The following is a 14,156-nucleotide window of genomic DNA, read 5'->3' on the forward strand; positions in this document are numbered from 1 at the left end:
ACCCTCAGCCGAGGTCGCCGGCCACCCAGCGGTCGATGATGTGCCGGGCGATGGAGACCGCCGGGGGCAGCGCCCGCGGGCCGGCGCCGGAGCGCAGCTCGTCGCGGGTGAACCAGCGGGCCTCCTCGATCTCGGTGGGGTCCAGCCGGAGCGTGGGGTCGCCCTCCACGCGGGCGGTGTAGCCGAGCATCAGCGACTGCGGGAACGGCCACGGCTGGCTGCCGACGTACCGGATGTCGGTGACCCGGACGCCGACCTCCTCGGCGACCTCCCGCGCGACGGCGGCCTCGGCGGACTCCCCCGGCTCGACGAACCCGGCCAGGATCGAGAACCGCCCCGGCGGCCAGACCGCCTGCCGGCCGAGGATGCACCGGTCGGCACCGTCGTGGACCAGCATGATCACCGCCGGGTCGGTGCGCGGGAACAGCTCCGCGCCGGTCACCGGGTCGCGCCGCACCCAGCCGGCCCGCTCCACGGTCGTCTCCGCCCCGGACAGCGGGCTGAACCGGTGCCGCTCGTGCCACTCGAGGATGCCGATGGCCTGGGCGAGCAGGCCCGCGTCGAGGTCGTCGAGGTCGGCGCCGAGCTCGCGCAGCCCGCTCCAGGCGTCCACCGGCCGGCCCCCGACGGTCAGCCGCCGGTCCCCGCGGACGGCGGCGTAGAACACGCCGTCGGCCTCCCCGAGGAACACCGCGCCCTCGGGCAGCTGCGGCCGCTCCTCCCAGAGCAGCCGGGGACCGCCGTCGCCCTCCTCGACGGGCACCTGGCGGCGCTCGTCGACGGTGAGCACCCGCACCGGCCGGCCGCCGGTGGGGTCGGGCCGAGAGCGGGCCAGGTGGCTGCGGTCGTGCGCGGAGCGGGAGAGCACCGGCACCTCACCCGGCGGGGACGGCCGGCTCTCCGGCCACGAGCCGCGGGCGGGGTCGTGGATCGGCGGGTTGTCGGCCGGCGTGCTGCCGCCGTCGGGGACGGTCACGCCGACACCTCGGCCGAGGCGCGGACGTCGACCGGGCCCAGCGCCCGCAAGCCGTCGGCGACCCGCTCGGCGTCCCCGACCACCACCGCGGTCAGCGCGGCCGGCTGCAGGTAGCGGCGGGCCGCGTCCTGCACCTGCTCGACGGTCACCTCGGCCAGCGCCCGCTGGTGCTCGGTCAGCCAGCTCGGCGGCAACCCCGCGCCGACCAGCGCCGACAGCGTGCTGGCCAGGCCGGCGTGCGTGGCGGTGGACAGCGCCATGCTGCCCAGGACGTAGCGCCGGGCGCCGTCCAGCTCCTCCGGGGTGACCGGGGTCAGCGCCATCCGGCCCAGCTCGTAGAGGACCTCGAGCATCGCCGGGCCGGTGACCTCGGTGGCGACGTCGGCCTCGACGAGGAACGACGACGCGCCGGCGAGGTGGTCGACCGAGCTGCGCGGGCTGTAGCTGTAGCCCCGCCGCTCGCGGATGTTCTCGACCAGCCGCGAGGAGAAGTAGCCGCCGTAGACCATGTTGGCCAGCCGCACGGCGGGCAGGTCCGGCTCGGTGCGGCTCGGGGCGGGGCCGCCGAGCCGGAGGTTGGACTGGACCGCGCCGGGCCGGTCGACCACCTCGAGGTGTCCCGGGGCCGTCGTCGGTGCCGGCGGGGCGGCCACCGCCGTGCCCTCGCCGGTCCAGCCGCCGAGCGCCTCCCCCACCGCCTCGACCGCGGCGGCCGGGTCGAGGTCCCCGACGAGCACCAGGGTGCTGCCGGCGGGCAGCACCCGCTCGCGGTGCAGCTTGCGCAGCGCCGGGCCGCGGACGGCGGTGACCGCCTCCGGAGCGGGCAGCTGCTCGGCGTAGGGGTGGGTGCCGTAGCGGCGGGCGGCCAGCGCGGTGCGGGCGATCACGCCCGGCTGCGACCGGGCGATCGAGATCCGCTCGGCCACGCGGGCCCGCTCGGCCTCGACCTGGTCGGCCGGGTAGGTGGCGGCGGTGAGGACCTCGGCCAGCACGCCGAGCACCGGGGCCAGCCCCTCGGACAGCAGCGTGGTGGCGAACAGCAACCGGTCGGGGTCGGCCGAGACCGACAGCTCCCCGCCGTGGGCCTGGAACAGCTGCGCGATGCCGGTCGCGTCGTGCGCCTCGGTGCCGAGCAGGACGGCGCCGGACAGCACCGACGCCCGGGCGGTGTGCGCGGCCGCGGTCCGCGCCGTCGCGGCGGCGAAGGGCACCCGCAGCCGCAGCTCCACCAGCGGGACGCCGGGTCGCGGGACGACGACCAGGCGCAGCCCGCTGGGCAGGGTGGCCTCGGTGACGGCGAGCTCCGGCTGCGGACGGGGCTCGCCCAGCGGCGGGACGAGAGCGGGCTGGCTCACGACCGTCCTCCTGTCGCGCGCAGTTCGAGGATGGCGGCGGTACCGGGGTCCAGCCCGCGGGCGGCGGTCCGGACCTGGTCGGGGGTGACCGCGGCGAGCCGGGCCGCGAGCTCACCGGCCAGCTCGGCCCGGCCGTGGATCAGCTCGGCGGTGCCGAAGGCCAGCGTGCGGCCGAGCACGGAGTCGGCCTGGCGCAGCAGCTGCGCCTCGGCGCGGGCCTGCACCCGGGCGAGCTCCTCGGACCCGACGCCCTCGTCGGCGATGCGACCGATCTCCTCGTGCACCGCGGCGAGCACCTTCTCGACGGTGACCGACGCCGGGTGGTGGACCTGGGTGGTCAGCAGCGTCGCGTCCCGGACCTCGAAGGGGTCGCCGAACAGGCCGACGTAGCTGCTCTGGGCCACGGCCAGTTGGTCGTCGTGGACGAGCCGGCGCTCCAGGCGGGAGGCGTCGCTCTCGCTGAGCAGCTCGGCGAGCAGGACCGTGCCGAGGTAGGTGTCGAGGTCACCGACCGGGTCGGGGACCCGCCAGCCGATCGCCACCGCGGGGGTCGGCGCCAGGCGGTCCTCCACGACGCCGGAGCGGACCCCCGTCGGGGACGGCTCGCCGGTGGCGACGGTCGGCGGCACGTCCCGCGCCTCGATGGGGCCGAACCAGCGGCGCACCAGCCGCTCGGTCTCCTCCACGTCGAGGTCCCCACCGATGCACACGACCGCGTTGCCGGGCGCGTAGTAGCGGTGGAAGAAGTCGGCGGCGTCCTCGACGGTGGAGGACTCGAGGTCGACGAAGGACCCGTAGCCGTCGTGGGTGTTGGCGAAGCTCTCGAAGGCGATCTGCGGCAGCTGCAGCCAGGGGAAGGCGCCGTAGGGCCGGTTGAGGACGTTGACCCGGATCTCCTCCTTCACCACGTCGATCTGGTTGCGGAGGTTCTCCTCGGTGATGGCCGGCGCCGCCATCCGGTCGGCCTCGAGGAAGATGGCGCGCTCCAGCGCCTCGGCGGGCAGCGCCTCGTAGTAGTTGGTGAAGTCCTGGTGGGTCGAGCCGTTGAAGGTGCCGCCCGCGGCCTGGACCAGGCGGGCGTGCTCCATCTTCGGCACGTTGGCCGAACCCTGGAACATCAGGTGCTCGAAGAGGTGGGCGAACCCGGTGCGGCCTTGCGGCTCGTTGCGCATCCCGACGTCGTAGGAGACGGTCACGGCGACCACCGGCACGCTGCGGTCGGGTGCGAGCACGACCCGCAGCCCGTTCTCCAGTCGGAAGCGCTCCACCGGGTGCCGGAGGGTGAGGTCGGCCCCAGCTGCTGTCACGTCCCGACAGTAGCCGGGCGCGCCGACCGGCCGTCGTGCGGTGACCCCCGCCGTCGCCCGAGCGGAGGAGCCGGCCGGCGCGCCGCCGGGCCCGGCGCGGTCCGGCCGGGCCCGGCGGCTGCACGGGGGAACGGTCAGTCGTCGCCACCGCGGCCCCGACCGCGGCCGCGCCCGGAGTCGTCACCGGGCCCGTCGTCCGAGCCGTGACCGCCCCCGACCCGGCCCGCCGAGTCGTCGGAGCCGCGCCCGGTCGCCGGGGCGTCGTCTCCCCCGCGGTCGCGGCGGTCGTCGCGCGGCCCCTCGACGGCGAAGCGAGGACTGCCGTCGACGCAGCTGACCGTCACCTCGACCTCCTGCGTGCCGTTGCGCCACTCCACCTGGCCGGGCCGCGGGGAGTCGTCCGCCGTCCACCCGGGCGCCGGCGTGCCGCTGAGCGAGACGCCGTCGCCGTCGCAGGTGGCGGAGACGGTGCCGGCGACGGTGACCTGCTCGCCGACCGAGGGGTCCGCGGGCGCGGGATCCGCGGAGCCGGACGATGGGGTCGGCTGCTGGCCTCCGGTGGCGGCAGCGGGTTGCGTCACGGACGAGGCGTCGGCGCCGCCGACCGAGGCGGCGAGGATGCCGAGACCGACGGCGGCGGCCGCCGAGGCGGTCCAGAGGGTGCGCGAGGCGCGGGTTCGTGTCATGGGCCGACCCTGTCGCCGGCCTGGTCAAGGTCGCGCTAAGGAGCGGCCAAGCCCAGGTCAGAGCACCTCGACGGCGTCGATGACCCGGTCGATGACGCCGTAGAGCTCGGCGTGGGTGTTGGGGATCGAGATGTAGAGCAGCGCGGGCGCGGGTCGGCCGACGTCGACGAGCAGCAGCGCCGCCCGCTCCCCCGTGGCGTCGTAGCCGCCCACGTCCCAGGACAGGTCGAACTCGAACAGGTGCGCGGCGGCGCCGTCGACGGTGCGGCCCTCGTCGCGCAGCACCCGCCGCTCGTTGGGTGCCGGGTAGTAGTTGGTCCGCACGCTGTCGGCGACCTGGGCGAGGGTCCCCTGCAGGCTGCCCGGCCCGGCGTAGCCGAACTGCTCGACCAGGGGGCCGGAGGTGCACTGGGCTATGAACGTGCCGCCGTCGGGCGTGACCTCCTGGGTCGTGAAGAACTGCCCGGCGACCGACGCCGTCTCGACGACGACGCCGAGGTCGTACTCGTACCAGCCGTCGCCGAGGAACGGGTAGGAGATGCCGGCGGCCTCGTCGATGATCCGCACCGTGCCCGGCGGGAAGGTCGGCCCGGCGGCGACCGAGGGGCCGGCGGCGTCGGTGGCGTCGTCCCCACCCCCGGACGGCCGGCCGACGAGAAAGCCGATCAGCACGACCAGCACCACGCCCAGCACGGAGAGCCCGACCACCCAGCCCGTGCGGGCCCGGCGCGGGGAGGCCGCCGGCGCCGGCGGGACGGCCGGCTGGGGCTGGGCCCGCACCGGCGGTGCCTGGACGGCGACCCCCGGCCCGGCGGGCGTGGTGACGTCCGACCAGGCGGTCCCGCTCCACCAGCGCACCATCCCGGGGGCGCCGTCGGGGTCCGGGTACCAGCCCGGCGGCGCGCTCCCCGTCTGCCCCGCGTCCGTCACGTCTGCACCCTAGGACGGCGGGCGGAGCCGGCGGCTCACCGCCGGGCGGTCGGGAACGCGACGGCGGCGAGCTCGCGCCACAGGTGCGCCGCCGCCTCCGCGCCGCGGTGCAGCATGGGCAGCAGCACCCGCTCGTTCGGCGAGTGGATGCGGTCGGTGGGCAGGCCGGCGCCGAGGAACAGCAGCGGCGCGCCGAGGACGTCGACCAGGTCGGCCTCCGGCCCGCTGCCGCCCTCGCGGGTGAACAGGACGTCGGCGGGGTCGGTGTCGAACGCCTGCCCGATGGCGGCGAGCAGGGCGGCCATCGCCGGGGAGTCCAGGTCGCTGGCGCACGGCGAGACGCCGCCGGCCGGGACGTGCACGTCGGCCTCGATGCCCTCGGGGGTGTTCGCCGCGACCCAGGCGCGGACCTGCTCGGCGAGGTCGGCCGGCCGCTGGTCGGCGACCAGCCGGAAGGTGATCTTGGCGTGCGCCTCGGCCGGGATGATCGTCTTGTGCCCGGGGCCGGTGTAGCCGCCCCACATCCCGTTGACCTCCGCGGTGGGCCGGGCGCCGATCCGCTCCAGCGTGCTGAACCCCGCCTCGCCGGTGGCCACGCGCGAGGCCGCGGGACCGGCCAGCCACGCCTCCTCGTCGAACGGCACGCGCGCCATGAGCTCCCGCTCGCGGTCGGTCAGCGGCCGCACCTTCTCGTAGAAGCCGGGCAACGTCACCCGGCCCTGGTCGTCGTGCAGGCTCGCCAGCAGCGCGGCCATGGCGTGCAGCGGGTTGGGGACGCCGCCGCCGAACGAGCCGGAGTGCAGGTCGACGTCCGGCCCCCGCAGCGTGATCTCGGCGTCGGCCAGCCCGCGCATCGCCACGACGGCGCTGGGGACGTCGGGAGCGGCCATGCCGGTGTCGCTGACCACGACCACGTCGCAGGCCAGCCGGTCGGCCTTCGCGCGCAGCAGGTCGGCGAAGTGCGGGGAGCCGGACTCCTCCTCCCCCTCGACGAGCAGCTTGACGGTCACCGCCGGGGTGTCGCGGCCGGTGGCGGCCAGGTGCGCGCGGATGCCGAGCAGGTGGAACGCGACGTTGCCCTTGTCGTCGATGGCGCCGCGGGCGTGCAGCTCCGGGCCGTCCGGTCCCTCGACGACGGTCGGCTCGAACGGCGGGTGCACCCACAGCTCCGGCGGGTCGACCGGCTGCACGTCGTGGTGGCCGTAGACGAGGGCCACCGGGGCACCGGGGTCCGCCGACGGCCACTCGGCGAATACCGCGGGGGCGCCCGCCGTGGGCCAGATCTCCACCGTCGGGAAGCCGGTGCGGCGCAGCGCCTCGGCCAGCCAGGCCGCGCTCTCGGCGACGTACGCGGCGTGTGCCGGGTCGGCCGAGATCGACGGGATCCGCAGCCACGCGTCGAGGTCGGCGTGCAGGTCGTCGAGGTGCGCGGTCACGAAGTCGCGTTCGGGGCTGGCCACGTCGTCCGACGGTAGCGGCGGGCGCGCGGGCCGCCGTCCCCGGCTAGCTTCAGCGCATGGCCGGAGCGCTGCTGCAGGTGGACGTCGGCGACCTCACCTTCGACGTCCGGGCCGACGGTCCGGACGACGGCCGCCCGGTGGTGCTGCTGCACGGCTTCCCCGAGACGTCGGCGTCGTGGGCGGCGGTCACGCCGCTGCTCACGGAGGCGGGGCTGCGCACCTACGCCGTCGACCAGCTCGGCTACTCCCCCGGCGCCCGGCCGGCGGAGGTGGAGGCCTACGCGCTGCCGAACCTGGCGCAGGTCACCGCCGACCTGATGACGGCGATGGACGTGCCGCGGGCCGACGTCGTGGGCCACGACTGGGGCGCCATGGTGGCCTGGACCCTGGCCGCCTGGCACCCCGACCGGGTGCGCTCGCTGACCGCGGTCTCCGTGCCGCACCCGACCGCGTTCACCGCCGCCTGGCGCGCGGATCCCGAGCAGCAGGAGCGCTCGGCCTACATCCGGCTGTTCTGGCAGCAGGGCAAGGCCGAGGAGGTGCTGCTGGCCGACGGCGCCCGCCGGCTGCGGCGGATGTTCGGCGACGCCGTCCCGGCCGAGGCCGTCGACGAGTACGTGGCGGTGCTGTCGGCGCCGGGCGCGCTCACCGCCGCGCTGAACTGGTACCGGGCGATGAGCTCGAGCACGCCGGTCGACCCGGTGGACGTGCCGACCACGTTCGTGTGGAGCGACGACGACGTGGCGATCGGCCGCACCGCCGCGGAGGGCTGCCCCGAGCACGTCACCGGTGACTACCGGTTCGTCGAGCTCGCCGGGGTGAGCCACTGGATCCCCGAGCAGGCCCCGGAGCAGCTGGCCACCGCGATCCTGGACCGGATCGCCTCGTCCTGACGCTCAGCGGGCGGTGCCGGTGACCAGGGCGAGCAGGCCGGCCTCGTCGAGCAGGTCGACCGGGCGGACGGTCACCCCGGCGGCGACGTGGTGGAACCCGGCGCTGACCTGCTCCACCGGGACCCCGGCCAGCCGCGACCAGCCCAGCCGGTAGGCGGCCAGCTGCACGCCGGCCGCGGCCAGGTCCGCACCCGAGGGCGGCGGCCCGGTCTTCCAGTCGACGACCTCGTAGCCGCCGTCGCCGTCGGCGAAGACCGCGTCGATCCGCCCGCGCAGCGTGAGCGGACCGAGCGGCGTCTCGAAGGGCACCTCGACCTCGACCGGCTGGCGGTCGGCCCACTCGCTGGCGAGGAACGCCGCCTGCAGGTCGGCCAGCGCGCTGTCGGGCGCGGCGAACTCGTCGCCGGAGCCGGGCAGCTCGTCGAGGTCGACCAGCCGTGCGGCGCCGAATCGCTCCTCCAGCCAGGCGTGGAACGCGGTGCCGCGCCGGGCCAGCGGCGCCGGGGCGGCCGGCATGGGCCGGCGCAGCCGGCGGGCCAGCTCCGCGGGGTCGCGGCGGAGGGCCACCAGCGCCGACACCGACAGGTGCGAGGGCAGCGGCACGTCGACGGTCGGGCTGGCCGCCGCGGCGCGCTCGCGCAGCAGCAGGTCGGCGTCGCGCACCCACTGGTCGACCAGCGGATCGGGGTCGCCGAGCCGGAGGTCGGCGTCGAGGGGGTGCGGCGGGGTCCCGGTGAGGAGCTCGGCGGCGGCGGCCAGCGCGCGGCGGCGGCCCGGCGAGAGGGGGTCGGCCGGCCAGACCCCGACCGGCCACTCGGCCAGCGCCGGGTTCTCCGCGCCGTCCTCCGGCGCCGGCGCCCAGTGCAGGACCGTGCCGGCGCCGGCCTCGCAGGCCTCGCGCACCGTCTCCAGCAGGGACGACGGGCCGTTGGGCCGCACCCCGTCGCGCCACCAGCTGCCCGAGCAGACCAGCAGCTGCCGGGCCCGGGTGACGGCGACGTAGCCCAGCCGGATCTCCTCGCCGGTGCCGAACTCCTTCCAGTCCTCGACGTACTGCTCGAGGGCCTCCTTGACCGCCGCCTGGTCCCCGGAGCCCGGCACGGGCAGGCGCAGCTGCGGCAGCTCCGCGCGGTCGACGGTGCGCAGGTCCACCGGCACCGCACCCGGGTCCTTGATCCACGAGTCGCTGGCGCCGGGCTTGGCCGGGAACTGGTCGGCGGTCAGGCCGGGGACGGCGACGACGTCCCACTCCAGGCCCTTGGCCGAGTGCCCGGTGAGCAGCTGCACCGCCTCGGGGTTGACCGCCACCTCCCCCGGCTCCAGCCCGCGCTCGCGCTCCTCGGCGTCCCGCAGGTAGCCGAGGAAGGCGGGCAGGGACGGCAGCTCGGCGAGCTCGGTGAACTGCGCCGCCACGGTGTGCAGCGCGTCGAGGTGGGCGCGGGCGCCGGCCGGGCTGACCTCGGGGGCGCTGGCCAGCTCGGTCTCCAGGCCGAGGGTGCGGGCCACCTCGTCGACCAGGTCGGGCAGTGACTCCCCGAGCCTTGCCCGCAGCGAGCCCAGCTCGGCGCCCAGCCGGCGCAGCCGTCGGTGGCCCTCGGCGGAGTAGTCGTCGGCGTCGCCGAGGTCGTCGAGCGCCTCCACGATGCTGCCCCGCTCCTGGGGCGGCTCGGGCGCGCCGTGCTGCTGCGCGCCGGCCCGGTGCGCGTCGCGCTCCGGCCGGCGGGAGTGCACCAGCGCGCGGGCGCGGGCCTCGAGCGCGGCGAGGTCACGCGGGCCGATGCGCCAGCGGGCGCCGGTGAGCAACCGGCCGAGCGCGTCCCCGGCGGTGGGGTCGACCAGCACGGTGAGGGTGGCCACGACGTCGGAGACCTCGGGGACCTCCAGCAGGCCGCCCAGGCCCACGACCTCCACCGGCAGGCCGCGCTCGCGCAGGGCGGCGGCGATCCCGGGCAGCTGCTTGCGGGTGCGGGCCAGGACGGCGACGGTCGGCGGGCGGCCGTCCGGACGGCGACCCACCACCGGGTCCGTGCCGTGCCAGCAGGCGGCGAGCCGGTCGGCCAGCGCGGCGGTCTCCTCCGCGACGGTCTCGTAGAGGCCCACGGTGACCGCGCCGCGGCCGGCGGTGGGTGCCGGCGAGAGGTCCGGCAGCGGCACCTCCGGCGGCGGCAGCATCGCCGACACCGCGTTGGCGACGGCGAGCACGGCCTCGTCGTTGCGCCAGCTGGTGGCCAGGGTCAGCCGCTCGGCGCGCCGGCCGCGGACCCCGGGGAAGGTGCGCGCGAAGCGTTCTATGGTGCCCGCCGACGCCCCGCGCCAGCCGTAGATGGACTGGCGCGGGTCCCCGACGGCGAGCACCGGGTGGCCGGTCTCCCGGCCGAAGAGCGCCTCGAGCATGCGCAGCTGCCCGACGCTGGTGTCCTGGTACTCGTCGAGCAGCACGACCTTCCAACGGGCCCGCTCGCGGCGGCCGACCTCCGGCGCGGAGACGGCGATGCGGGCGGCGGAGGCGACCTGGTCGGCGTAGTCGATGGAGCCCATGGCCCGCTTGCGCGCCTCGAACGCCTCCACCAGGGGCAGCAGCGCCACCCGCGCGCGCTGGCGGGCGAGCATCTCGACGACCGGGGCGTAGGGGCCGCGCTTGCGCGGCGCGTCCGCGTAGCCGGCGACCTGCGCCTCCAGGCGGGCGGTCCAGGCGCGCAGGGCGGCCGGGGTCACGTCGTGCTCGCCCATCTCCGCGGCGAGGGCGAGCACGTCCTCGACCGTGGTGAGCAGCGACAGCGGGACGTCGTCCATGTCGCCGGTGTAGGCGGCGACGACCTGGGCGGCCTGCCCCCAGCACATGGCCGGGCCCAGGACGCCGGCGCCGGGCTCCACGCCGATCCGCAGCCCGTGCTCGGCGACCAGGGATGCGGCGTAGCCGTGGTAGGTGGCGACGGTCGGCTGGGCGATCTCCAGCCGCTCCTTGAGCTCCGGCTCGGTGTCGGGGTGGCGGGCCAGGGCGCCCAGCCGCAGGTGGATGCGCTCGTTGAGCTCGCTGGCCGCCTTGCGGGTGAAGGTGAGGCCGAGGATCGCCTCGGGCTCGACGACCCGGTTGGCGACCAGCCAGGAGACCCGCGCGGCCATCGTCTCGGTCTTGCCCGACCCGGCCCCGGCGACGACGACGAGCGGCCGGTCGGCGGGTGCGGCCACCACCCGGGCCTGCTCCTCCGACGGCGCGTAGGACAGCCCGCAGCGCGCGGCCACCTCGGCCGGGGTCAGCAGCCGCCGCGGTTCCGGCTGCGGCTCGAGTCCGCCGTCGAACAGGTCGTCGAAGGACAGCTGTTCGGTGGTCACGCGGTCACCTGCCGGCCGCGCTCGTGCAGCGGGCAGCTGCGACGGGCCGGACAGCGTGAGCAGTGCGTGCCGGTGCGCACCTCGAAGGCGCCCGCGCCCATGCCGTTGCCGACCGCGGCGATCAGCTCACCGGCGGGGGTCTGCTCCAGGGGGACGTCGGCCGGCAGCGGCTCCTGGTGCTGCTCCTTGGCCTTGGCGCCGGTGCCGACCTGCAGCAGCGCGGCGCCGCCGGGGACGGTGCCGTGGCCGGCGAAGGCACCGGCGGCGACGGCCACCTGGTAGGCGGCCAGCTGCCCGTGCTCCTCGACGTTCTTCGCCGCGGTCTTGCCGGTCTTGAGGTCGACGACGACCAGCCGGCCCTCGGCGTCGCGCTCCAGCCGGTCCACCTGCCCGCGCAGCCGCGCCCGGCCGACGACGACGTCGAAGTCCTCCTCGGCGGCGACCAGCTCGCGCCGGTTGGCCGCGTGCCAGCGCAGGAACCGGTCGAGCATCTGCTGCGCCGAGGCGCGCTGGCGCTGGTCGGACCACCCCGGGCCGAGGTCGAGCGTGTCGAGCTCGGCGGCCAGCGCGTCCGGCGCCTCGGCCGGCGGCAGCCCGTCGGCGACCCGCTGGGCGACGGCGTGCACCGCCGAGCCGACGGTGCGGGTGGCGTCGGGCGAGGCCTCCGCGCCGACCGCGCCGAGGACCCAGCGCAACGGGCAGCGCTGGAAGGTCTCGATCGCCGAGGGCCGCACCCGCACCGTGGCGTCCTCCGGCACCAGCGGGGCGTCGTCGGACAGGGGCGGCAACCCCCACCACTGCGCGGGGGCCGCGCCCGGGACGCCCTCGTCGGCCAGCCGGCGCAGCACCGCGGCGGCCGCCGACCGGCGGGTGGCGGGGGTGTGCGGGTCGGTGACCGCCCGGCGCAGGTCGGCGACGAGCGCGGGCAGGGTCAGGGAGCGGGGCAGCTCGGTGAGCGGGCGGCCCTCCTCGGGGGACGGCGCGACCAGCTCCAGGAAGCGGGAGGCGGTCGCGCCGGCCTCGGCGCCGTCGAGGGCGCCCTGCACCGCGGTGACCACCAGCCGGCGGCGGGCCCGCGTGCAGGCGACGTAGAACAGCCGCCGCTCCTCGGCCAGCGCGAGGGCGCGGCGGTCCACCCGGGCGCCGTCGACCCCCGCGGCGCGCTCCACCAGCTCCTCGGTGCCGAGCAGCGAGGACCGCTCCCGCAGGTCCGGCCAGACGCCCTCCTGCACACCGGCGACGCAGACGAGATCCCACTCCAGGCCCTTGGACGCGTGCGCGGTGAGCAGGCGGACGGTCTCGTCGTTCGCGGCCCGGGCCGCACCGGTGTCGCCGGGCAGCTCCTGGGCGGCGAGGTGGTCGACGAAGGCGCGGACGTCGGCCGAGGGCAGCCGGTCGACGAAGCCGGCCGCGGCGTCGAAGAGGGCCACCACCGCGTCGAGGTCGCGGTCGGCCACCGCGCCGGCGGCCCCGCCCGCGGCGCTGGCCCGTGCCCAGCGCCCGGCCAGCCCGCTGCGCTGCCACATCGCCCACAGGACGTCCTCGGCGCTGCCGCCCAGCCCCAGTGCCGCCCGGCCTGCGGCCAGGACCCCGGCGACCCGGTGCGCCGGGCGGGCCACGTGCTCGGGGAGGGCCTCGAGCAGCGTCTCGTCGGTGAGCGCGGTGGCCAGCGGCGCGCCGCGCTCGGCGGCGTCGACGCCCTGCTGGGCCAGCGCGATGCGGACCGCCCGACGCAGCCGGCGCAGGTCCAGCACCGTCGCCCCGCCCAGCGGTGAGGCCAGCAGCGCCTCGGCCGCGGGCTCGTCGAGACCGGGCGGCGTGCCGTCGGAGCCGGGCAGCAGCGCGTCGAGGGCGCCGAGGAACGGGGCGACCGCCGGCTGGGCGTGCAGCGGCAGGTCGTCGGAGGAGATCGCCGACGGGACGCCGGCCGACGTGAGCGCCCGTCGCAGCGGGCCCAGGGCGACGGCGGTGCGGACGACGACGGCCATCTGCGACCACGGCACGCCGTCGAGCAGGTGCGCGCGGCGCAGCACGTCGGCGACGTAGGCGGCCTCGACGGCGGCGGACCCGAAGACGTGCACCTCAACGGCGCCGTCCGGGGTGCCCTCGACCGGCTGCAGCCGGCGGTGCTCCCAGGGGCCGGGCAGGCCCTCGGCGACGCGCCGGCTGATCCGCAGCAGCTCCGCGCCGGAGCGGCGGCAGACCCCCAGCGACACCCGCTCGGCGGGCCGCCCGTCGGCGTGCCGGAAGCGCTCGGGGAACTCCCCGATGCCGCGCGGCTCGGCGCCGCGGAACGCGTAGATGGCCTGGTCGGGGTCGCCGACGGCGACCAGGTCGCCGCCGCGGCCGGCCAGCAGCTCCAGCAGCTCGACCTGCGCGGGGTCGGTGTCCTGGTACTCGTCGACGAACAGCCAGCGGGCCCGGGCCCGCTCCTGGCGCAGCAGCTCGGGGTCCCCGGCCAGCTCGGCGATCGCCTCGCGCACCAGCTCCGCCGGGTCGAAGCCCGCGGCGTCGCCGCGACCGGCAGTGGCGAACGCCGTCACGGCCTCGTACTGCTCGGCGAACGCGGCGGCGTGCACCCACGCCTCGTGGCCCACCTCGCGGCCCCACGCGGCCAGCCGGTCGGCGCCGATGCCGCGCTCGGTGGCCCGCAGCAACAGCTCCCGCAGCTCGGTGCGGAACCCGGCCGTCGACAGGGCGGGGGCGAGGGAGGCCGGCCAGCGGACCGCCCCTTCCTCCTCGACGTCACCGCGCAGCAGCTGCGCAACGACGGCGTCCTGCTCGGCTGCGGTGAGCAGCCGGGGCGGCAGGTCGCCCCGGAGCAGTGCCGCCCGGCGCAGCACCCCGTAGGCGTAGGAGTGGAAGGTGCGGGCCAGCGGCTCGCGGATGGTGCGGGCCACCCGGGCGGTGATGCGGGTGCGCAGCTCGGCGGCGGCCTTGCGGCTGAAGGTCAGGACGAGGATCTGCTGCGGGTCGACGCCCCGGTCGATCCGCGCGGCGACGGCCTCGACGATCGTCGTCGTCTTGCCGGTGCCGGGACCGGCGAGCACCAGCAGCGGTCCACCCGCGTGGTCGACGACGGCCTGCTGCGTGGGGTCCAGCCGCGGCGGCGCCACCGGCTCCGGATCGGTCTGCACGAGCCGGTAGACCGGCGCACCCTCAGCCCCCCGCTGTGCCGCCACCCCTCGATGACACCACGGGCGGCCGACAGGTCCG

General features: G+C 77.2%; 9 protein-coding genes. 1 reads left to right on the forward strand and 8 read right to left on the reverse strand.

Annotation, left to right across the window (positions count from 1 at the left end; all coding sequences use genetic code 11):
- Positions 1-4: 4 nt before the first annotated feature.
- The 6 genes from nudC to ACI789_RS14630 form a co-directional block, all read right to left on the reverse strand.
- Positions 5-976, reverse strand: a complete 972-nt coding sequence (gene nudC, locus ACI789_RS14605; protein WP_457010110.1) for an NAD(+) diphosphatase — start codon at positions 974-976, stop codon at positions 5-7.
- Positions 973-2,331: a M16 family metallopeptidase gene (locus ACI789_RS14610; protein WP_457010111.1), complete on the reverse strand. Its 1,359-nt coding sequence runs from the start codon at positions 2,329-2,331 to the stop codon at positions 973-975. Before ACI789_RS14610 ends, nudC begins: the two co-directional genes overlap by 4 nt.
- On the reverse strand, positions 2,328-3,638 hold the full coding sequence (locus tag ACI789_RS14615) for a M16 family metallopeptidase (RefSeq protein WP_457010112.1): 1,311 nt from the start codon (positions 3,636-3,638) through the stop codon (positions 2,328-2,330). The genes ACI789_RS14610 and ACI789_RS14615 overlap by 4 nt, the downstream gene beginning before the upstream one ends.
- A gap of 134 nt (positions 3,639-3,772) precedes the next feature.
- The gene (locus ACI789_RS14620) at positions 3,773-4,324 is read right to left on the reverse strand and encodes a hypothetical protein (protein ID WP_457010113.1); all 552 of its coding nucleotides are present in this window, start codon (positions 4,322-4,324) and stop codon (positions 3,773-3,775) included.
- Between the two features lie 57 nt (positions 4,325-4,381).
- Complete coding sequence (locus ACI789_RS14625) at positions 4,382-5,254, reverse strand: DUF2510 domain-containing protein (RefSeq protein WP_457010114.1); 873 nt, start codon at positions 5,252-5,254, stop codon at positions 4,382-4,384.
- A 35-nt stretch (positions 5,255-5,289) separates the two neighbouring features.
- Entirely contained in the window at positions 5,290-6,714 is a 1,425-nt protein-coding gene (locus ACI789_RS14630; RefSeq protein WP_457010115.1) for a M20/M25/M40 family metallo-hydrolase, read from the reverse strand.
- Between the two features lie 56 nt (positions 6,715-6,770).
- Between ACI789_RS14630 and ACI789_RS14635 the strand changes: the two genes are divergently transcribed.
- On the forward strand, positions 6,771-7,607 hold the full coding sequence (locus ACI789_RS14635) for an alpha/beta fold hydrolase (RefSeq protein WP_457010116.1): 837 nt from the start codon (positions 6,771-6,773) through the stop codon (positions 7,605-7,607).
- Positions 7,608-7,610: 3 nt separating this feature from the next.
- Here the strand turns inward: ACI789_RS14635 and ACI789_RS14640 are convergent, their stop codons facing one another.
- On the reverse strand, positions 7,611-10,940 hold the full coding sequence (locus tag ACI789_RS14640) for an ATP-dependent helicase (RefSeq protein ID WP_457010117.1): 3,330 nt from the start codon (positions 10,938-10,940) through the stop codon (positions 7,611-7,613).
- A complete protein-coding gene (locus ACI789_RS14645; protein WP_457010118.1) occupies positions 10,937-14,122 on the reverse strand; it encodes an ATP-dependent helicase in 3,186 nt (1,061 codons plus the stop codon). Before ACI789_RS14645 ends, ACI789_RS14640 begins: the two co-directional genes overlap by 4 nt.
- Positions 14,123-14,156: the final 34 nt, after the last annotated feature.

This window comes from Geodermatophilus sp. SYSU D00965, from assembly GCF_054050075.1.

Excerpts from the sequence above, each read along its gene's own strand:
- ACI789_RS14635 (WP_457010116.1), top strand. The coding sequence starts at position 6,771 with ATGGCCGGAGCGCTGCTGCAGGTGGACGTCGGCGACCTCACCTTCGAC.
- ACI789_RS14620 (WP_457010113.1), bottom strand. The coding sequence starts at position 4,324 with ATGACACGAACCCGCGCCTCGCGCACCCTCTGGACCGCCTCGGCGGCC.